Origin of the sequence: Saccharopolyspora erythraea NRRL 2338 (assembly GCF_000062885.1) — a bacterium.
Classification (GTDB): Bacteria; Actinomycetota; Actinomycetes; order Mycobacteriales; family Pseudonocardiaceae; genus Saccharopolyspora_D; species Saccharopolyspora_D erythraea.
Genome location: NC_009142.1, coordinates 4,150,474 through 4,170,338, shown reverse-complemented (window position 1 = coordinate 4,170,338; position 19,865 = coordinate 4,150,474). Strand labels below are relative to the sequence as shown.

At 73.6% G+C, this 19,865-nt stretch carries 14 protein-coding genes; 5 read left to right on the top strand and 9 right to left on the bottom strand.

All coding sequences use genetic code 11. From position 1 onward, the window contains the following. Window positions 1-63: 63 nt before the first annotated feature. Window positions 64-4,434, bottom strand: a complete 4,371-nt coding sequence (locus tag SACE_RS18460) for a cation-translocating P-type ATPase (RefSeq protein ID WP_011874158.1) — start codon at window positions 4,432-4,434, stop codon at window positions 64-66. Between the two features lie 57 nt (window positions 4,435-4,491). Further along, complete coding sequence (locus SACE_RS18455) at window positions 4,492-4,704, bottom strand: hypothetical protein (protein WP_009948322.1); 213 nt, start codon at window positions 4,702-4,704, stop codon at window positions 4,492-4,494. Window positions 4,705-4,732: 28 nt separating this feature from the next. Between SACE_RS18455 and SACE_RS38170 the strand changes: the two genes are divergently transcribed. Further along, on the top strand, window positions 4,733-5,221 hold the full coding sequence (locus SACE_RS38170) for a hypothetical protein (RefSeq protein ID WP_021342175.1): 489 nt from the start codon (window positions 4,733-4,735) through the stop codon (window positions 5,219-5,221). A gap of 51 nt (window positions 5,222-5,272) precedes the next feature. Here the strand turns inward: SACE_RS38170 and SACE_RS18445 are convergent, their stop codons facing one another. Genes SACE_RS18445 through SACE_RS18415 form a run of 7 tightly spaced genes read right to left on the bottom strand, consistent with a single transcriptional unit; the run spans window position 5,273 to window position 14,754 of the window. Continuing rightward, window positions 5,273-5,962, bottom strand: coding sequence for a sirohydrochlorin chelatase (locus SACE_RS18445; protein WP_009948324.1), 690 nt, complete (start codon window positions 5,960-5,962; stop codon window positions 5,273-5,275). Continuing rightward, entirely contained in the window at window positions 5,941-7,098 is a 1,158-nt protein-coding gene (locus SACE_RS18440) for a uroporphyrinogen-III synthase (RefSeq protein ID WP_009948325.1), read from the bottom strand. Before SACE_RS18440 ends, SACE_RS18445 begins: the two co-directional genes overlap by 22 nt. Continuing rightward, window positions 7,095-7,418: a nitrite reductase small subunit NirD gene (gene nirD, locus SACE_RS18435; RefSeq protein WP_009948326.1), complete on the bottom strand. Its 324-nt coding sequence runs from the start codon at window positions 7,416-7,418 to the stop codon at window positions 7,095-7,097. The genes SACE_RS18440 and nirD overlap by 4 nt, the downstream gene beginning before the upstream one ends. Then, complete coding sequence (nirB, locus tag SACE_RS18430) at window positions 7,415-9,925, bottom strand: nitrite reductase large subunit NirB (protein ID WP_009948327.1); 2,511 nt, start codon at window positions 9,923-9,925, stop codon at window positions 7,415-7,417. The genes nirD and nirB overlap by 4 nt, the downstream gene beginning before the upstream one ends. After that, on the bottom strand, window positions 9,922-11,304 hold the full coding sequence (locus tag SACE_RS18425; RefSeq protein WP_009948329.1) for an FAD-dependent oxidoreductase: 1,383 nt from the start codon (window positions 11,302-11,304) through the stop codon (window positions 9,922-9,924). Before SACE_RS18425 ends, nirB begins: the two co-directional genes overlap by 4 nt. Beyond that, the gene (locus SACE_RS18420) at window positions 11,301-13,370 is read right to left on the bottom strand and encodes a molybdopterin oxidoreductase family protein (RefSeq protein ID WP_011874155.1); all 2,070 of its coding nucleotides are present in this window, start codon (window positions 13,368-13,370) and stop codon (window positions 11,301-11,303) included. The genes SACE_RS18425 and SACE_RS18420 overlap by 4 nt, the downstream gene beginning before the upstream one ends. After that, window positions 13,363-14,754, bottom strand: coding sequence for a nitrate/nitrite transporter (locus SACE_RS18415; RefSeq protein ID WP_009948330.1), 1,392 nt, complete (start codon window positions 14,752-14,754; stop codon window positions 13,363-13,365). The genes SACE_RS18420 and SACE_RS18415 overlap by 8 nt, the downstream gene beginning before the upstream one ends. A 177-nt stretch (window positions 14,755-14,931) precedes the next feature. Between SACE_RS18415 and SACE_RS18410 the strand changes: the two genes are divergently transcribed. From SACE_RS18410 to SACE_RS18395, 4 genes are all read left to right on the top strand, one after another. Beyond that, window positions 14,932-15,762: an SIR2 family NAD-dependent protein deacylase gene (locus SACE_RS18410; RefSeq protein ID WP_372491168.1), complete on the top strand. Its 831-nt coding sequence runs from the start codon at window positions 14,932-14,934 to the stop codon at window positions 15,760-15,762. A gap of 172 nt (window positions 15,763-15,934) precedes the next feature. After that, window positions 15,935-17,191: an NlpC/P60 family protein gene (locus SACE_RS18405; protein ID WP_011874154.1), complete on the top strand. Its 1,257-nt coding sequence runs from the start codon at window positions 15,935-15,937 to the stop codon at window positions 17,189-17,191. An 85-nt stretch (window positions 17,192-17,276) separates the two neighbouring features. Next, window positions 17,277-17,846, top strand: coding sequence for a molybdenum cofactor guanylyltransferase (mobA, locus tag SACE_RS18400; RefSeq protein WP_009949713.1), 570 nt, complete (start codon window positions 17,277-17,279; stop codon window positions 17,844-17,846). A gap of 849 nt (window positions 17,847-18,695) precedes the next feature. Then, window positions 18,696-19,862: an AAA family ATPase gene (locus SACE_RS18395; RefSeq protein WP_009949714.1), complete on the top strand. Its 1,167-nt coding sequence runs from the start codon at window positions 18,696-18,698 to the stop codon at window positions 19,860-19,862. Window positions 19,863-19,865: the final 3 nt, after the last annotated feature.

The window sequence follows — 19,865 nt, the reverse complement described above, 5'->3', positions numbered from 1 at the left end:
GTGCAACGTGACGGGCAGGTAAAACGCCTGCTAACAGTCGTGTCCCCCGGCGGCGCGCCGCTGTCACCGGCCGGTTGCGGACCCCTCACCGCCGCTCTGGAGCTGCCAGATCCAGACCGCGACCGTCGCCACCGCCGCGGCGGTGAGCGCGGCCAGCCACTGGTGGGCCAGCAGCGGGCTGCTGCCGAAGAACTGGCTCACACCCGGCACCTGCACGACCCCGGCGAGCACGACCATCGACGCCGCGCCGGCCAGCAGCACCAGCGGCGTCCTGCCCCGCATGGCCATGGTCTGGCCGAGCTGCGCCGACACCAGAGCCACCAGCCCCGCGGTGCGGGCCTGCCCCGCGGTGGCCAGCGGCCGCGTGAGCAGCCACGCCGCCGCCGCGGCACCCGCGGTGGCCGCCGCGCGGACGTAGACGTCCCGGTTCAGCGCGGCGCCCAGCGACACCTCCGGGCCCTCCGACAGCAGCTGCTCGGGCGTGGCACCCGGCGGCGGGCGGACGGCGATGGCCAGGGCGGGCAGCACGTCGGTGAGCAGGTTGACCACCAGCAGCTGGCGGGTGTTGGGTGCGGCGGCGGTACCCAGCAGCCCCGCCCCGAGTGTGAAGGCGATCTCACCGAGGTTGCCGCCCAGCAGGATCGACAGCGCGTCGTGCACCGAGGCCCACATCCCGCGGCCCTCGACGATCGCGTCGCTGATCGTCTCGATCCGGTCGTCGGCGATGACCAGGTCGGCGGCCTCCCTGGCGGCGGGCGTGGCGCGCGAGCCGAGGGCGATGCCGACCTGGGCGAGCTTGATCGCCGGGACGTCGTTGGCACCGTCCCCGGTCATCGCCACCACCCGGCCGCCCTGGCGCAGGCTGCGCACGATGCGGGCCTTCTGCGACGGGCTGACCCGGGCGAACACCGCGATCTTGGGCAGGTTGGAGGTCAGCTCGTCGTCGTCCATCGCGTCGAGCTCGGCGCCGTTGACCACGCGCCTGCCCCGCAGCATGTCCAGCTCGACGGCGATCGCCTCCGCGGTGCTGGGGTGGTCGCCGGTGATCATGATGACGTCGACGCCGGCGCGGGAGAGCCTGCCGACCGCTTCGGCGGCGGTGGGGTGCACCGGGTCGGCCAGCGCGAGCAGACCGTAGAAGTCCAGGTCCGCGACGTCGTCGTCGTCCAGCTCCGGCCTGGGGCTCGCGGAGCGCTCCGCGACCGCCAGCACCCGGTAGCCGAGCTGGGCGAGCCGTTCCACCTCGTCCTCGATCTCCACCCGCGCGTCGCGGTCGAACGGCCGCTCCCCGTCCTGCCCCAGCCACCGGACGCAGCGGCCCAGCACCACCTCCGGGGCGCCCTTGACGCTGACGCGGTGGCCTCCGGGCCCGGCGGCGCGCACCGCGTGGTAGCCGCGCGAGGGCTCGAACGGGAGATCGGCCAGCACCGTGAAAGCGTTGGTGATGCCGATCCCGGCCCGCTGCGCACCGTCGACGACGGCCTGGTCGGTCGGGTGCGCCAGCGGCCGGTCGTCCTCCGGCTCCGGGCTGGCGTGCACGGCGGTGGTGACGACCTGGCGCAGCCACGGGTCGAGGTGCTCGACGGCGCGGCTGGAGCGGCCGTCGGAGACCTCCCGCAGGCTGATGCGCCCCTGGGTGAGGGTGCCCGTCTTGTCGAAGCAGAGCGCGTCGACCCGGCCCAGCGCCTCGATCGTCTTCGGGCTGCGCACCAGCACCCCCCGGTCGGCCAGTCGCCGCGCCGCCGCGGTCTCGGCGACCGTGGCCACGAACGGCAGGCCTTCGGGCACCGCGGCCACCGCCAGTCCCACGGCGCGGCTGATCGCCTGGCCCGCCGGGTGGCCCCGCACCAGGTCGGCCACCGCCAGCGCCACGCCGGCGCCCGCCGAGATCGGGATCGTGCGCTTGGTCAGCGCGCTCAGCCTCGCCTCGACACCGCCGGTGCCGGAGCATGCGCCGCCGTCGTCCTGGGTCGTGGTGCTGCCGAGCTCGGTGCGCGAGCCGGTGGCGACCACGACGGCGATGGCGCGACCGCTGGCGACCACGGTGCCCTGGTAGAGCATGGAGGTGCGGTCGGCGACCATCGTCGCCCCGGTGGCCTGCGGTGACTTGGCGACCAGCTGCGACTCGCCGGTGAGGCTGGACTCGTCGAGCTCGACGCCCTCGGCCTCCAGCACCCGGCAGTCCGCGGGCACCCCGTCACCGGCGTGCAGCTCGACGATGTCGCCCGGCACGAGCTGGTCGGCGGGCACGGTCCGGGTGGTGCCGTCGCGCCGCAACCGCGCGGGCAGCTGCCCGGCCGAGAGCAGCTTGGCCAGCTCGCGGTTGGTGCTGACCCGCTGCACGCCGTCGACCACCGCGCTGGCGCCGAGCACGAACATGATCATGCCGGCGTCGAGGAAGGAGCCGAGCCCGGCCGAGACCGCCGCGCCCACGCCGAGCACCGCGGTCATCGGGTTGATCAGCCCTTCGATGGTCGCGGTCGTAACCCCCACCTCGGTGTGGTCGGTCTCCACCGGTTGCTTGCGGCGGGCCGCCTCCGGCTCGTCGAGTCCGCGGGGTGAGGTACCCAGCAGCGCGAGCACCGCCTGCACCGGCAGAGCGTGCCAGGGCGTGCGCGCCCGCGCGGACGGCGGAGGCAGGTGCGTGACCTGGATGCCCGTCCACGTCCCGGTGCCCAGGGCGCACAGCGTGGCCGCCTGCACGGGCATCGACGCCCGGGACGGGGCGGTCGCGGCGGGACCGAGCGCGCCGAACGCGGCTCCCGCGCAGGACCCGGCCACCGACAGCGCGGCGGCGTAGTTGCTCGCGCGGCGCGCGTAGGGCACGGCGGCCAGCAGCGTGTGCGCCTCGGCCGGGTTGATGCAGGAGACGTGCGCGCCCCAGGGCACCCGGCTCTCGGCGTCGGGCAACCCGATGCCGACGTCGGAGGCGAGCAGCGCCGAATGCGCCCGGAAGGAGACCACCGCGACGACGCGCCCTTCGGCCTGCAGGTCGCGCACGGACTGCGCCAGCCGGCTGCCGCCCGCCACGACCCGGTCTACCTCGAGCCGTTCCCCGAGCTTGCCGCCGATGCCGGCGACGGCCACGGTGCCGACCCCGCGCGCCGCGTCGACGAGCGCCTCGGCCAGCGGGTCGAGCTCCGGGGCGACGCTTGCGATGGCGACCGGTTCGGAGTCGTGCAGGAGCACCACGACGGTGCCGCCGCGCCGGCTCTCCTCCCTTGCGGCGTCGCGGATGTGGGACGGCAGCGCTGCTTTGCAGTCGGCCAGCGGCATCGTCGACCAGGCGCCGTTGCGCTCGCGCTTGCGGGGGTCGGCGGGGTCGATGAGCTCGTTGGCGCGCTCGACGAACGTGGTGATGTCGGTGCCGGGGTCGACGCCGAGAACGGTGTCGACGACGTCACGTCCGGTGCGCAGCACCGCCGCGTCGAAGACCACCGCGTCGACGCGGTCCAGCCGGCGCAGCGCGTCGGGGTCGAGCACGAGATTTCCCCGGTGCGACAGGGCGCTCGCGACCTGCGCGGCGAACGCCTCGCGTCCCGCCGAGCCCGGGCGGGGCACGCCCGCTGCGAGGGTGGCCAACGCGCGCTGGGGGAGCCGGGAGATCGCGAGCACCGCGCCGTAGCCGCCGAGGGCGAGCGCACCCGAGGTGTTGGCGACGCGTTCCACCGCGCCGTCGGGCAGCGGTACCGGACGCGGTGCGACCTCGACCGGTGCGCTGCGGTGCGCGCCCGCGGCGGCGTTCTGCTCCCACCGCCGCCACGCCTCGCGGCGGGCCAGGTACTCGCGCGTGGTGCACAGCCGCTCGCAGGTGTCGGTGAACAGGCCGAGCGGCCGCTGGGCCAGTGCCTGCGATGTCAGGCCGGCCGCGGCCAGCGAGGTGTCCAGGAACGTGCGGCCCACGGCCTTCTCGGCCGTGGATCGCATCCACGGCACGCTGCCGACCAGCGAGAAGGTGACCGGAACCAGCGAGGGCAGGGCCCGCACCGGCAGCACGGACGTGGCCATCGCGTAACCGAGTCCCGCGATGCCGAGGCCGACCGCGCCGACCTCGCGCAGCAGGAGCGCGGCGTCACCGGGGTGTTTGACGCCCTGGGCCGGGCGGCCGTCGAGGTCGTGGCGCTGCTCGAAGTCGGTTATGGCGTCGGCGAGCTCGTGCGGGGTGACCGTTTCGGGGTCGTAGGTGATCGCGATGCGGCCGAGGACCCCGTTGACTTCCGCGGACCTGACGCCGGGCATGTCCTGCAGCAGTACTTCCAGCTTTCCCGCGAGGGCTTCGGTGCCCGGACGGTGCAGTCCCCTGACGTCGAGGTGCGTCCGGTCCTCCGCGGCGAACATCCGCCGCCGGGAAGGCGAGGCGACCACGGTGCGGACGGCGTCCCACACCGGGCTCGCGAGTTGTGAAGCTGCTGAGATCACGCGCCCTAGCGCCATGTATCACACTCCTGCCGGATTCGCGGTGCATCGCGGCGTGCGCCACCGGAGAGCGGGTCACTCGGAGCTGCGGGAGCTCCCCTGCTTCGACGCGGACCCGCCGCGTCGCACCATCGCGGTGCCGGCACCGATTGCAAGAGCCACCGGCCACTCGATCACCGACAGCGCGGCACCGAGGCCGAGCGCGCCGTAGAAGGCGGCCTGGCCGGGGGAGGGCAGCCTCGAGCGCACCGAGCTGGCGGCGGAGTTGACCTCCTGCCGGGTCGGCATGTGCACGTCGGGGGTGTGGAAGCGCGCGGTGACGAACGGCAGGTTGACGGTCGCGCCCTGCGCCTTGTTGCCGCCGCTGGAGCGCGCGGTGCTCGCCTGTGCCGAACTGGTCTGGGCGGTGCTCGTCCGCGCAGCGCTGGTGCGGGATCGTGCCGAAGTGGACCGCGCGGAGGTCGAGCGCGTCGAACGCGTTGATCCGGTGCGGGAACGCGCGGACGAGGACTTGGCGCTCGTGCTGGTGGAACGTCGCGCGGTGCTCCCGCCCGAGGTGCCGGTCTGGCGCGTGCCGGACTTCCTGGCGGCGCTCGAGCGCGAGGTGGCCTGCCTGGTGCCGCTACCGCTGCTACTGCTGCCAGCGCCGGCACTGCCGCGGGTCTGCCCGGACTTCCTGGCGGTCGAACCGCCGCGCCGCGTGCTGGACTGCCTGGTTTTCCTGGAGCTCGTTGTGGTAGCCATCAGGACCCCCTTCGCAGGTACTCGTAGTCCTCAAGCCTACGAGAGGGTGAACGGTCGATGAACCGTTTGGAGCAATGTTCTCTCGAACGAGGTGCGTTCCGGGCGTGCTCGGTCAGGCCGCGTCGACGTCTCGTTCCAACGCGTTGCGGTAGCGGCGTGCGACGAGTTCGACGACGCGGGGGTGCGCGCCGATGGGTTCGGCGACACCGGCGACCGGCAGCTCCGCGAGCGTCCGGTGGAACAGACCCGGCGCCAACAGGTACGGCGCTACGAACGCGCGCACACCGTCGCCGCACAGCTCGGCGGTCAGCGGTCGCGCGGTGGTGACGTAGCTGGGTCGCAGTCGCTGACCGCACCGGCGGCCGAGCAGCCGCGCGGCGGTGCGCACGTCGTCGAGTGCACGCGCGTCGGAGGAACCGGCGGCGGAGAACAGCACGCGGTCGCCGCGCCGCCATCCGGCGTCCCGGAGCCGGTCGAGCATCGCCTCGGCGAGTTCCGGTGCGGGTCCCAGCGGCGGGCAGACGGCGACCTCGGCATCGGGGCCGAGCTGCGCGGGCAGGTCGGTGCGGACGTGGTAGCCGGCCGCCAGGAACGCGGGCAGCACGACGGCCGGGCCGCCGATGGCGCGCAGTGCTTCGCCCACGGTCGGCCCGATGACGTCGACGTAGGCCACGTGCACCGGTACGTCGAGGACCTGGCGCGCCGCCTGTGCGATGCGGTCGATTTCGCGGGGACCGCACGGGTTCCTGGTGCCGTGGGCCACCAGCAGCAGCGGTGTCGTCACGGTCGCGGTCGTGCGCATGGTGCCTGGTCCTCCGTCGGTTCCAGCGGAATCCGGTATCCGCGTTTGATCACGGTCTGCACGAGCTCGGGCGCGCCGAGCGAGGCGCGCAGCCGGGCGATGGCCTGTTCGACGGCGTGCTCGTCGAGCGGGCGTTGCGCGGGCTGGCCCGCGTTGAGGGTTCCGGCAAGGTCGCGGCGCGCGATGACCCGGCCGGGTTGTTCCATCAGCGCGCGCAGCAGTGCTTTCGCGCTGGGGGAGAGCGGTTTGAGCTGGCCGTCGACCACCGCCGCGTGGCCCCGCAGCTGCAACCGGCGCCCGGCGACGGGCAGCACGCGCGCCCGTGCGGGCAACGCCTCGCACAGCGCGCGCACCAGTCCGCCGAGGCGGTAGCGCTCCGGCATCACCACGGCGATGCGGTGCTCGGCCAGCGGCGCGGCGGTCGCCGGTCCCACGCACGCCGCGAGCACCGGTCCGCGCAACGCCGACACGAGCCGGTCCAGGCGGCCGCGTTCGCCCGCCAGCGCCAGCAGGTTTTCCGCCGCGGGCGCGCTGGTGAAGGTGACCGCGTCGAGCTCGTGCGCGCATACGGCGTCGAGCAGGTTCTCCAGGCCGGTTACGTCGGTCGGCGCCGACCACCGGTAGACCGGCAGCTCCACGACGTGCGCGCCCGCCGCGCGCAGCGCCGCGGTGAACTCCGGCAGCGGCCTGCCGTGCAGTTGCACCGCGACGCGCCGTCCGGCCAGCGGCTCGGAGAGCAGCATCTCGAGCACCCCCGCGGAGGACTCCGACTCCGGCGACCAGGGGTCGGGCAGACCCGCCGCGCGCATCGCGCCCCTGGCCTTCGGCCCGCGCGCCAGCATCCGAGAGTCGTGCAACGCGCTCAGCAGGTCGTCGCCGACGCCCCAGCCCTCGGCGGCCTCGACCCAGCCGCGGAAGCCGATGCCCGTCGTGGCCACCACCACGTCGGGCGGCGCCTGGATGCACTCGTCCGTCGCGCGCCGCAGTTCCGTGTCGTCAGCCAGCGGCACGATGCGCAGCGCGGGGCCGTGCTGCACCCGCGCTCCGCGGCGTTCGAGGAGGGTGCCGAGCTCGTCGGCGCGGCGGGCCGAGGTCACCCCGACGGTGAACCCGGCCAGTTCGGGAGAAGCGGTCACGGAAGCCCGATCTCGACCACGTCGTCCTTGCGGCGCACCGCGAACGTCGGCAGCCGCGTGCCGGGGTCGTCCAGGCACTCGCCGGTCCGCAGCGAGAACACCTGCTTGAGCATCGGGGAGGCGACGGTGGGCTCGCCCTCGCGGTCGCCGACGATGCCGCGGCTGATGACGCCCGCACCGCAGTACGGGTCGACGTTGCCGACGGCGAACAGCTCGCCGTCACCGGTGCGGAACAACGCGACCGCGTGGTCGCCCAGCAGCGCGGGCACCCCGTACTCGGGGCTCAGCGACTCGTACGCGCAGATCTGCTGCCACTTCACGCTCGGACCTCCTGTCGGATCGACGGCATGGGAAGGGAGACGGGGCGGATCTGCCCGCGCTCCTCGGTGAAGCTGATGGTCGGGTCGGGTGCGTCCGGGGCGTTGACGAACGAGACGAAGCGCGCGAGCTTGTCCGGGTCGCGCAGCACGCCCGCCCACTCGTCGCTGTAGTTGCCGACGTGCTCGGCCATCGCGGCCTCCAGCTCGGCGGCGATGCCCAGCGAGTCCTCGACCACGACCTCGCGCACGTGCTCCAGCCCGCCTTCGAGCGACTCGATCCAGGCCGAGGTGCGCTGCAGGCGGTCGGCGGTGCGCACGTAGAACATGAGGAACCGGTCGATGAGCCGCACCAGCCCGTCGTCGTCGAGGTCGGCGGCCAGCAGCTCGGCGTGGCGCGGGGTGAACCCGCCGTTGCCGCCGACGTAGAGGTTCCAGCCCTTCTCGGTGGCGATCACGCCGAAGTCCTTCGAGCGGGCCTCGGCGCACTCCCGCGCGCAGCCCGACACACCGGACTTGAGCTTGTGCGGGGAGCGCAGCCCCCGGTAGCGCAGCTCCAGCCGGATGGCCATGGCCACCGAGTCCTGCACGCCGTAGCGGCACCAGTCGTTGCCGACGCAGGACTTCACGGTGCGCAGCGCCTTGCCGTAGGCGTGACCGGACTCGAAACCGGCGTCGACCAGCCGCCGCCAGATCTCGGGCAGCTGCTCCACCCGCGCGCCGAACATGTCGATGCGCTGACCGCCGGTGATCTTGGTGTAGAGGCCGAAGTCCCTGGCGACCTCCCCGATGGTGATGAGCTTGTCCGGGGTGATCTCGCCGCCCGGGATCCTGGGCACCACCGAGTACGTGCCGTTGCGCTGGAGGTTGGCCAGGAACCGGTCGTTGGTGTCCTGCAGGCCGGCGTGCTCGCCGTCGAGGACGTGGCCGCGGCCGAGGCTGGCCAGGATCGAGGCCACGGCCGGTTTGCAGATGTCGCAACCGCGTCCGCTGCCGTGCCTGCCGATCAGCTCCGAGAAGGTCTGGACACCGGTGGCGTGCACGATCTCGAACAGCTCGGAGCGGGACTGCGGGAAGTGCTCGCACAGCGCGTTGGAGGTGCTGACGCCGCATTCGGACAGCAGGTTCTTCAGCATCGGCACGCACGAGCCGCAGCTGGTGCCCGCCTTGGTGCAGCCCTTGACGGCGGGGACGTCGGTGAGCCCCTGCTCGGTGATGGCGCTGGTGATGTCCTGTTTGGACACGTTGTTGCAGGAGCAGACGATCGCATCGCCCGGCAGCGCGCCGGCGTCGACGCCGCTGCCCGCCGGCAGCAGGAGCTGCTCGGGCGGCGCCGGCAGCTCGCGCCCGACCAGCGGCCGCAGCACCGCGTAGGCGCTCGCGTCGCCGACGAGCACACCGCCGAGCAGCACCTGCGCGTCGTCGCTGAGCACGAGCTTGGCGTAGGTGCCGGCCGCGTTGTTGGCGTAGACGACCTCCAGCGCGCCGTCGGTCGTGCCGTGCGCGTCGCCGAAGCTGGCCACGTCGACCCCGAGCAGCTTGAGCTTGGTGGACATGTCGGCACCGGGGAAGCCGTCACCGGCGGCGTCCACGAGCTGCCCGGCGACCACCTCGGCCATCGTGTAGCCGGGCGCGACCAGCCCGTAGCAGCGCCCCTCGACCGCGGCGCACTCGCCGACGGCGTAGATGTGCTCGTCGCTGGTGCGGCACCGGTCGTCGACCAGGATTCCGCCGCGCTCGGCCCGCTCCAGCCCGGCCGGCTCGGCGAGCTCGTCGCGCGGGCGCACACCCGCGGAGAACACCACCACGTCGGTGTCGATGGTGGTGCCGTCGGCCAGCGTCACCCCGCGCACCCGGCCGTGTTCGTCGGCGTCGACGGACTGCGTCGCGGCGCCGCAGTGCACGGTGAGCCCGAGGTCGCCGACCAGGCGCGACAGCACCTGCCCACCGCCCTCGTCGACCTGCAACGGCATCAGCCGCGGCGCCATCTCGACCACGTGCGGGCGCATGCCGAGCAGCCGCAGCGCGTTGGCCGCCTCCAAGCCGAGCAGACCGCCGCCGATCACCACGCCTGGCCTGCCCTCGGTCGCGGCGTCGCGGATCTCGTCCAGGTCGTCCAGCGTCCGGTAGACGAAGCAGCCGTCGAGGTCGTGGCCGGGCACCGGCGGGACGAACGGTCGCGAGCCGGTGGCCAGCACCAGCGCGTCGTAGCCGAGCACCGCGCCGTCGGTCGTGGAAACCGTCCTGGCGTGCCGGTCGACGGCCGCCGCGCCGGTGTCCAGCCGCAGGTCCACCAGCGGGTCGTCGAGGAACTCGTGGCTGACCAGGCTCAGGTCCTCGGCGCTCTTGCCGTCCAGGTAGGACGACAGCGCGACGCGGTCGTAGGCCGGGCGCGACTCCTCGCCGAGCACGACGATCCGCCAGGTCCCGGCCGCGTCGCGGGCGCGCACCTCCTCCACGAGGCGGTGACCGACCATGCCGTGGCCGACGACGATCAGGGTGCGGGTCATGCGGCGCCCTCCTGTTGCTCTTCGGTGCGGGTGCGTAGTGAGCCGCAGATGCGGCGGACGTCGTCGGCGCAGCCACCGCAGCCGGTGGTCGCGCGAGTGGCCTGGGCGATGTCGGCGACGCTGCGCGCTCCCCCGTGCCACGCGGTGGTCAGCGCCTTCTTCGTGACGTTGTTGCAGCGGCAGACCACGGCGTCGTCGGGCAGCTCGACCGGGGTGGCGCGGGTGGCCGCGGCCGTGCCGAGCAGCAGGCCCAGCCGGTCCGAGGGGACCGGCAGGTCGCCGTCGTGCAGCTGGGTCACCGAGGCGATGGCCTGCGGGAAGCCGAACAGGACCGCGCCCGCGACGCGTTCGTCGGCCAGCGCGATCCGCGCGTAGCGGCCGCGCGCCGGGTCGGACAGCGTGACGACTTCGGCGTCGAGGCTGGCCAGCGCTTCGCGGGAACCGATCGAGACCAGGTCGATGCCGCGGGCCTTCAGCCGCGTCACGGTCTTGGTGCCGCGGTACCGGCCGCGCGCCCCGGTCAGCCGCTGGGCCAGCGCCTCGGCCTGCTCCCATGCGGAGGCGATGAGCCCGGACACCGTCCCGCCGTGTTCGGCGCAGTCGCCGACGGCGTGGATGTTCGGGTCGCTGGTGGCCATGCCGTCGTCGACCACGACACCGTGCGCGACCCGCAGCCCGGCGTGCTGTGCGAGCCCGGTCTCCGGTTCGACGCCGGCGCAGACCACGACCTCGTCGGCCAGCAGCACCTCGCCGTCGTCGAGGACGAGCTTGCCCGGTTGCCGCTCGACCGCCTTGCGCTCGAGCCGCGTCTCGACGCCGAGCGTGCCGAGCCGTTCGGCGAGCAGCTTGCCCGCGGTGGCGTCGAGCTGCCGGTCCATCGGGTACCTGCCGGGGTGCACCAGCACGACATCGGCGCCGCGTCCGGCGAGCGCGCGCGCCGCCTCGACGCCGAGGATCCCGCCGCCCAGCACCGCGACCCGGCCGCGGGGGAGCTCGGCACAGTCGGCGAGCGTGCGCAGGGTGCGGACGCTTCCGCCGTCGCGCAGTCCGGGGACGTCGGGCACGCGCGGGCGCGCCCCGGTGGCCAGCACCAGCTCGTCGTAGTGGTGGACGCCTCCGGTGTCGGTGTGCACCTCGCGGCGTGCGCGGTCGATTCCGGTGGCGCTCACCCCGAGCCGGACGTCGGCGTCGAGCGGGGGCAGCGCGATGCCGTCCGCGGTGAGCGAGCCGTCGAGAACCGAGCCGAGCAGCACGCGGTTGTAGGCGGCGTGGCTCTCGGCACCGAGCACGGTGATCGGACCGCTGTGGCCGTGGTGGCGCATCCGCTCGGTGAAGCGGTGCGCGGCGGGGCCGTTGCCGACGACGACGATGCGGCTCATCGGGTCACCTCCGGCTGGATGCGCACGGCGCTGACCTTGAACTCGGGCATCCGGCTGCGCGGGTCGAGCGCGTCGCCGGTGATGAGGTTGGCCCGCGCCTGGTCGGGGAAGTGGAACGGCAGGAACACCGTGTCGGTGCGCATGGTCCCGACCAGGCGGACGCGCGCCACGGTGTGCCCGCGCGCCGAGCTGACGCGGGCGAGACCGCCGTCGCTGAGCCCGGCCCGGTCGGCGGTGTCGGGGTGGATCTCCACGAACGACTCCGGTGCCGCGGCGTTGAGGTCGGGGACCCGCCGCGTCTGGGCGCCGGACTGGTACTGGGCCAGGACGCGTCCGGTCGTGGCGCGCAGCGGGAAGTCCTCGCTGGGCGTCTCGGCGGGGTCGCGGTGGTCGACCGCGGCGAACCGCGCCCGGCCGTCGGGGTGGGCGAAGCCGTCGAGGAACAGCCGCGGGGTACCCGGGTGCTCGGGGCCGGGGCACGGCCAGTGCAGGGCCTCGCCGTTGTCGAGGCGCTCGTAGGTGATGCCGGAGTAGTCGGCGCGCCCACCGCGCGAGGCGCGGCGCAGCTCGTCGAAGACCTCGCGGGGCGCGGTGGGGTAGCGGTGGCCGGGTTCGCCGAGGCGGGTGGCCAGGCCGTGCAGCACCTCCAGGTCGCTGCGCGCGTGCCTCGGTGGGACCTGCAGCCTGCGGCGGCGCAGGACGCGACCCTCCAGGTTGGTCATGGTGCCGTCCTCCTCGGCCCACTGGGTCACCGGCAGCACCACGTCGGCCATCCGCGCGGTCTCCGACGGCACGAAGTCGGCCACCACCAGCAGGTCCAAAGAGGACAGCCGCTCGGTGATGTGGCCCGCGTTGGGCGCCGAGACCGCGGGGTTGGACCCGAACACCAGCAGCGCACGCGGACCGCCTGCGGTGCCGAGGGCGTCGAGCAGCTCGTACGCGCTGCGGCCCGGTCCGGGCAGCGACTCCGGCGGCACGCCCCAGACGCCGGCGACGTGCTCGCGCGCCGCCGGGTCGGTGATCATCCGGTAGCCGGGGAGCTGGTCGGCCTTCTGGCCGTGCTCCCGGCCGCCCTGCCCGTTGCCCTGCCCGGTCAGGCAGCCGTAGCCGCTGCCCTCCGTCCCGGGCAGGCCCAGCGCCAGCGCGAGGTTGACGAAACCGGAGACGGTGTCGACGCCCTTGCTGTGCTGCTCGGCGCCGCGGCCGGTCAGCACGTAGGCGCGCTCGGCCTCCGCGAGCATCCGGACCGCGGTGCGCTGCGCGCTGACCGCGACACCGGTGACCCGCTCGACCCGCTCCGGCCACCAGGCCAGGGCCCGCTGCCAGGCGGCGTCGAAGCCGGTCGTGCGGGCGCGGACGTAGTCGGTGTCGGTCCAGCCGTCGACGACCGCGATGTGCAGCAGACCGAGCACCAGGGCCAGGTCGGTGCCGGGTGCGGGCTGCAGGTGCAGCGCCGCCTGTTCGGCGGTCGCGGTGGTGCGGGGGTCGATGACGACCAGCTCCGCGTGCCGCAGGTGCTGCATCAGCGGCGGCATGGTCTCGGCCGGGTTCGCTCCCGCCAGCAGCACCACGTCGGCCGATGCCAGGTCGGTGACCGGGAACGGCAGTCCGCGGTCGAGGCCGAAGGCGGCCGTGCCCGCCGCGGCGGCCGACGACATGCAGAACCGGCCGTTGTAGTCGATCTGGCTGGTGCCCAGCGCGAGGCGGGCGAACTTGCCCAGCAGGTAGGCCTTCTCGTTGGTCAGCCCGCCACCGCCGAAGACGCCGACCGCGTCCGGCCCGTGCTCGTCGCGGATCCGCCGCAGACCGCCGGCGACCACGTCGAGCGCGGTGTCCCAGTCGACCGCGGTGAGCCTGCCGTCGGCGCCGCGCACCATCGGGTTGCGCAGCCGGTCGGGCGTGTCCAGCAGCGCCGGGGCGGTCCAACCCTTCTGGCACAGCCCGCCGTTGTTGACCGAGAAGTCCGACGGTCGCACGGTCACACCCGCGCGTTCGCGGGAGAGCCGGGTGCCGCATTGCAGGGCGCAGTAAGGGCAGTGCGTTGCCACGGTGCGCAGATCAGGCATCGGCGCCGACCTTCGCCGAAACCCGGGTCGCCGACGCCTCCCTGGCGGCCGCACCCCGCAGGTACACCGCCCAGGTGACGACCACGCACGCCGCGTAGAAGGCGAGGAAGGTGAGCAGCGCGGCGTCCCCGCTCGCTGCCGCACCGCCGAAGGAGGCGCGGAAGGTGAGGTTGATGAACACCCCGCCGAGCGCGCCGACCGCGCCGGCGATGCCCATCACGGTCCCGGAGAACCTGCGGACCCAGGCGAAGGCCTCGACCGCGTCGCCGCCCTCGGTGATGGTCTGCTCGGCCTGCCGGGCGAACACCGCCGGAATCATCTTGTACACCGAGCCGTTGCCGATGCCGGTCAGCACGAACAGCACCACGAACGAGCCCAGGTACAGCGGGAACGAGTCGACCGCCGAGGCCACCAGCAGCATCCCGGTGCCTGCGGCCATGCCGATGAAGTTCCACAGCGTCACGCGCTCGCCGCCCCAGCGGTCCGACATCCAGCCGCCCACGGGCCGCGACAGCGAGCCCAGCAGCGGGCCGATGAAGGTGTAGGTCGCCGCCTGCAGCGGGGTGAAGTCGAACTGGTTCTGCAGCACCAGGCCGAACGCGAAGCCGTAACCGATGAACGAGCCGAACGTGCCGATGTAGAGGAACGAGATCCACCAGGTGTGCTTGTTGCCCGCGGCGGCGCGCAGCATCCCCGGCTCCCGGCGGACGGCGTCGACGTTGTCCATGCGCAGTGCGGCGAGCAGGGCCGCGACCACGATCAGCGGCAGGTACAGGCCGGCGACATAGGCGGGGCTGGTGCTGCCGACCGTCGCGATCACGAGCAGTCCGACCACCTGGATCACCGCGACCCCGATGTTGCCGCCGCCCGCGTTGAGCCCCAGCGCCCAGCCCTGGTGACGCTGCGGGAAGAAGGTCGTGATGTTGGTCATCGAGGAAGCGAAGTTCCCGCCTCCGACACCGGTCAGGGCGCCGATCACCAGGAACACCCACAGCGGCGTCCCGGGCTGCTGGACGAACCAGAACGTCAGTCCCGTCGGTACCAGCAGGATCGAGGTGGAGAAGATCGTCCAGTTCCGACCGCCGAAGCGGGTGATGCCCTGGCTGTATGGGATCCGCAGCAGCGCGCCGACCGCCGCAGGCGTGGTCACCAGCAGGAACTTCTCACTCGGCGAGAAGCCCAGGCCGATGGCCGGCGACATGAACAGCACCATGACCGACCAGATGCTCCAGACGGAGAATCCGATGTGCTCGGACAGGATGGACAGCCACAGGTTGCGGCGGGCCACGTACTTGCCCTCGCGCTCCCAGAACGCCTCGTTCTCGGGGTCCCAGCCCTCGATCCAGCGTCTGGAACCGGCTCCGGGGGAACGTGTCGTGCTCACCTGGCGTACCTCCTCGCGTCGTGCTGGGCCGACCTTAGGAACGGGGTGTTTCCAGGACCGGCGGTTCGCGTTACCGAGATGCAAAGCGGCCTTCACAAGATCGGCAGCCGCCTGTGTGAGGCGTGCGACGCAGGTCACGCCCGCATCGCCCGGCCGGGGGTGTGGGACGGTGGAGGGGTGACAGGACGAGGTGGCGACGCCGCCGCTGAGTGGCGGCGGGCGCGGGAGTTGTTCGGCGCGGCCCGGCGGATCACCGCCCTCACCGGGGCCGGGGTCTCGACGGCCTCGGGCATCCCCGACTTCCGGGGACCCAACGGGGTGTGGACCAGGAATCCGCAGGCGCAGCGGCTCAGCGACATCGAGAGCTACCTGGGCGACCCCGAGGTCCGCAGGCAGGCGTGGCAGAACCGGGCGCGGCACCCGGCGTGGAGCGCCGAGCCCAACGCCGCGCACCGGGCCTTCGCCGACCTCGCGGGCTCCGGCAGGCTCGGCGTCCTGCTCACCCAGAACATCGACGAGCTGCACCAGCGCGCCGGTCTGCCGGGGGAGAAGGTGCTGGAGCTGCACGGCTCGATGTTCGGCACGGTGTGCATGGACTGCGGTTCGACCGGGTCGATGAAGGCGGCCCTGGAGCGGGTGGCCGAGGGCGACGAGGACCCGCCGTGCCGGGCCTGCGGGGGCATCCTCAAGTCGACCACGGTGTCGTTCGGGCAGGCGCTGGACCCCGAGGTCGTCCGCGAGGGGCGCCGCGCGGCGCTGGACTGCGACCTGTTCCTGGCCGCGGGCACCTCGCTGACGGTGTACCCGGCCGCCGGGTTCGCCGAGCTGGCCGCCAAGGCGGGCGCCGATCTGGTCATCTGCAACGCCGAACCGACGCCCTACGACGACCTGGCCGCGGCCGTCCTGCGGGGTCCCCTGATCGAGGTGTTGCCGGAACTGGCCGCCGTCGCCTCGGACGACTCGCAGCGACCCCTCCGGACCTGGGGCGACCCCAGCACATGGACCTGACCGGCCACCACCGGTCGCCTTCCACCGCCGGCTGACGCGCCGGTGTGTTGTACGTGGGACGTGTGAGCCCTCGCGTTGCAAAAGTGGCAGTTTGCACCCCGAGCGGTGAGACTCCATTCAGCTCGCCGCCTCGTGCGAACAGGCGCGTCGAGGGCAGTAGGAGGAGGTGGCCGTGGTGGAGCTGTCCCGCGCGACGAGCAGAGCCGGCGCCGGAATCCTCACCGCGGTGACCGCCTTCGCGCTGGCCGTTCACGTCCCCGCCGCGGCCGCTCCGGAACAACCTCCGCCCGACCCGGCCGCGGCGACGTCGGAAGCGGGCCGGGTGGGGGAGCTGACCAGCACGCTCGCGGCGGCCGACGCCGAGCTGGTGGCTCTGGCGGCCGAGGTCGAGGTCAAGATGGAGGACGCGAACAAGGCGCGGGTGGACCTGTCCCGCGCCGAACGCGCCGCGCGCGATGCCCGGCGAGCGGCAGCCGCGGCCCGGGCCGAGGCCGACGCCGCCGCGGAGCGGATCGAGCGCCAGCGCCGCAGGATCGACGAGTTCGCGGCGAGCAGCTACCGGCAGGGCAGCGCGCTCGGCTCGGTGACCGCCTTCGCCGGCACCGGCAGTCCGGAGGAGCTGCTGGCGCGCGCGGAGTTCCTCGACGTGATCAGCCGGTCCGAGCTGGGCGTGCTGGAACGCCTCGAACGAGTCCGGGCGGACAAGGTGAACCGCGACTCGCTGGCCCGCGGGGCGGCGGCCGACGCCGAGCGCAAGCGGGCGGCCGCCGAGCGCGCGCGCCGCGCCGCCGAGGCCGCCGAGCGGACCGCCATCCAGGCCCAGGCCGGGCACCTGCGCCTGGCCGAGCGGCTGGCGGCCGGCCGGACCGCTGTCGAGGCGCAGCTCGCCGACGCCCGGGCGCAGGTGTCCGGGCTCGCCGGGCGGCCCGGGGCGGACGCCCGGTGGCCCGCGTCGCTCGGGATGGCGATCGGGGAGGGCTACGGCGGTGCCGACGGCGAGGCGGCGGACCCGAAGGTGGAGGCGGTGATCCGCCGGGCGCTTTCCCAACTCGGCGTGATCTACGCGTGGGGCGGAGGGAACGCCTCGGGCCCGACCAAGGGCATCCGCGACGGCGGTGTGGCCGACGCCAACGGCGACTTCGCCAAGGTCGGCTTCGACTGCTCGGGGCTCATGCTCTACGCGTTCGCCGCGGTCGGCGTCCAGCTCGACCACTACAGCGGCTACCAGTACGAGTCCGGGCGCAAGATCCCGCTGGACAGGATGCGCCGCGGCGACATGATCTTCTGGCGGGACGGTGCCAGCACGCACCACGTCGCGCTCTACCTCGGCGGCGGAAAGATGGTCGAGGCGCCGTACTCGGGGGCCCGGGTGCGCGTCACCGACGTCCGCTACGGCGGCATCGCCCCGTTCGCGGTCCGGATGTTCTGACCGCGTTGTTGTGACCGGGCGGTCGTGACCGGGCGGTTGTGACCGGGGTGGGCGCTGTTTCGGCGGTGCTGCGAGCATCAGCGGTATGACGTTGGCGTTCGCCGCGGTGGTGCTGGCCGGTGGGAGCGCGCGGCGGCTCGGCGGAGTGGACAAGCTCGGCCTCGCCGTCGGCGGCCGTTCGATGCTGGACCGCACGCTCGACGCGGTCGCGGGGGCCGACCCGGTCGTGGTGGTCGGGCCGCGCCGCGACACCGCGGCCGAGGTGGTCTGGGCGCGCGAGGACCCGCCCGGCGGAGGACCGCTGGCTGGTCTGAGCGCGGGCTTGCACGTGCTGCCCGAGGGCGTCGAGCTGGTCGCCGTGCTCGCGGGCGACCAGCCGCACCTGACCTCGGCGACCGTCATGCGGCTGCTCGGCGCCATCGGCTCGGCGAACGGTGCGGTGCTCACCGACGCCGACGGCATGCCGCAGTGGCTGCTGGGGGTGTGGCGGGTGCCGGCACTGCGCTCGGCGATGCCCGCGCAGGTGCGCAACCTTTCCGCGCGAGCGGTGTTCAAGGAGTTGGGACCGGTGCACGTGCCCGTGGTCGGCGCCGAGGCGTCGGACGTGGACACACCCGAGGACCTGCATCGCGCCCGAACCCGCAACCGTTCCTGACCGTTTTCGGCCGGCTTCCACGGGCCTGGCCACCACGCCCGTGATCACCACAGGCATCCATGAGTGGCCACCACGGGCGTGGTGATCACGGCTCCACGGGTCTTCGACCTGGGAAAAGATGGTTTCTCCAAGTGAATTATGACTGTGATTTCAGTGAAGAACGAAATCAATTCGCTGAGCGGAAAGCAACAGCCGGGCTGGCGAAGTCAGAGGACGGAATCAGCTCACGGGAGGGAACGGGCTGAGCCATTGAGGCGATGCGGGCGAGGCGGGACCGTGCGGCTGAAGGCCGCGATGGGCCCCGTCTGCCGTTTCGGCGGCGGGAGTGCGGGGTTGCCTGAGCACCGGCAGCCGCCGCAGGTGTCCGGCCGACTCGACCGCCGCGTCAGCCAGGGCTCGCCCCAGGTGCGGGCGCGGTGGTCAGGTGAGGGCGCTGTGGGGCGGCCAAGGTTGGTCAGCGAAGGGGAGCGGCGTGTGCCCGGCGCCCGCGTGCGTGAGTCTGCGGCAAGCGTGGTGGCCGTTCCCTGAGCGACCACGAACCCGTACCCCCACGGCGCCCACCGTCGTCACAGCAGCGGGCCGCCGTGCCTGGGCCATCCCCGCCGGCCAGGGGCACAGCGGCGGACCGTGCACGTCCGCGCGGTGGCTGCTGGGCCGGCGGTCCGCCGTGCCGAGCGGGCGCGTGTTCTTCACAGTGGTCACACCGGCCGTGCGATTGGCTGAGGATGGGCTGTTGCCCCCGCGCGTGGGCGGGGCGGTGGCGTGCCAGGATCTTGGTCGGCCGTACCGGCCGGACGGAGATGCCCGTGCGTGGGCCGACGACGCGGGCGAGAACAGGAGGCTGCAGAAGTGACCGAGCCCGGCAACGGTGAGGGCGGGACCGCGGGAGCGCCGGCCCGCGCCTCGGAGCAGGTGAACACGCCTGCTCGCGACGCGCAGCTGCTGGAGCGCACCGTCTTCGAGGTCAAGCGGGTGATCGTCGGCCAGGACCGGCTCGTCGAGCGGGTGCTGGTGGGGCTGCTCGCCAAGGGCCACATCCTGCTCGAAGGCGTGCCCGGCGTGGCCAAGACCCTCGCGGTGGAGACCTTCGCCCGGGTCGTCGGCGGTTCCTTCTCGCGGCTGCAGTTCACCCCCGACCTGGTGCCCGCCGACATCCTCGGCACCCGGATCTACCGGCAGGGCAGCGAGCGGTTCGACGTCGAGCTGGGGCCGGTGCTGGCCAACTTCGTGCTCGCCGACGAGATCAACCGCGCCCCGGCCAAGGTGCAGTCCGCGCTGCTGGAGGTGATGGCCGAGCGCCACGTCTCCATCGGCGGCGAGAGCTTCCCGATGCCGAGCCCGTTCCTGGTGCTGGCGACCCAGAACCCGATCGAGAACGAGGGCGTCTACCCGCTGCCGGAGGCGCAGCGCGACCGGTTCCTGTTCAAGCTGCAAGTCGAGTACCCGTCGGCCGAGGAGGAGCGGGAGATCGTCTACCGGATGGGCGTGGCCTCTCCGGAGCCGAACCCGGTGCTGGACCCCGACGAGCTGACCCGGTTGCAGGGCGTCGCGTCGAAGGTGTTCGTGCACCACGCGCTGGTCGACTACGTCGTGCGGCTGGTGCTGGCGACCCGGACGCCCAACGACCACGGGCTGTCCGACATCGCGGGCTGGGTCTCCTACGGCGCCTCGCCGCGGGCCAGCCTGGGCATCGTGGCCGCGGCGCGGGCCCTGGCGCTGGTGCGCGGCCGCGACTACGTGCTGCCGCAGGACGTGGTGGACGTGGTGCCCGACGTGCTGCGGCACCGCCTGGTGCTGTCCTACGACGCGCTGGCCGACGGCATCCCGGTCGACCACATCGTGAACCGGGTGCTGCAGACCGTGCCGTTGCCGCAGGTCTCCGCGCGTCCGCAGGGCGGTCCGCCCGCGCCGGTGGGTGCGCCCGCGCCGGGGCCGTCGGGTCCCGGTCACGCGCAGCCGCCCGGTGGTGGGCCCGCCTACGGGCAGGGGCCGCTCGGTCCGACCCAGCACCAGTGAGGG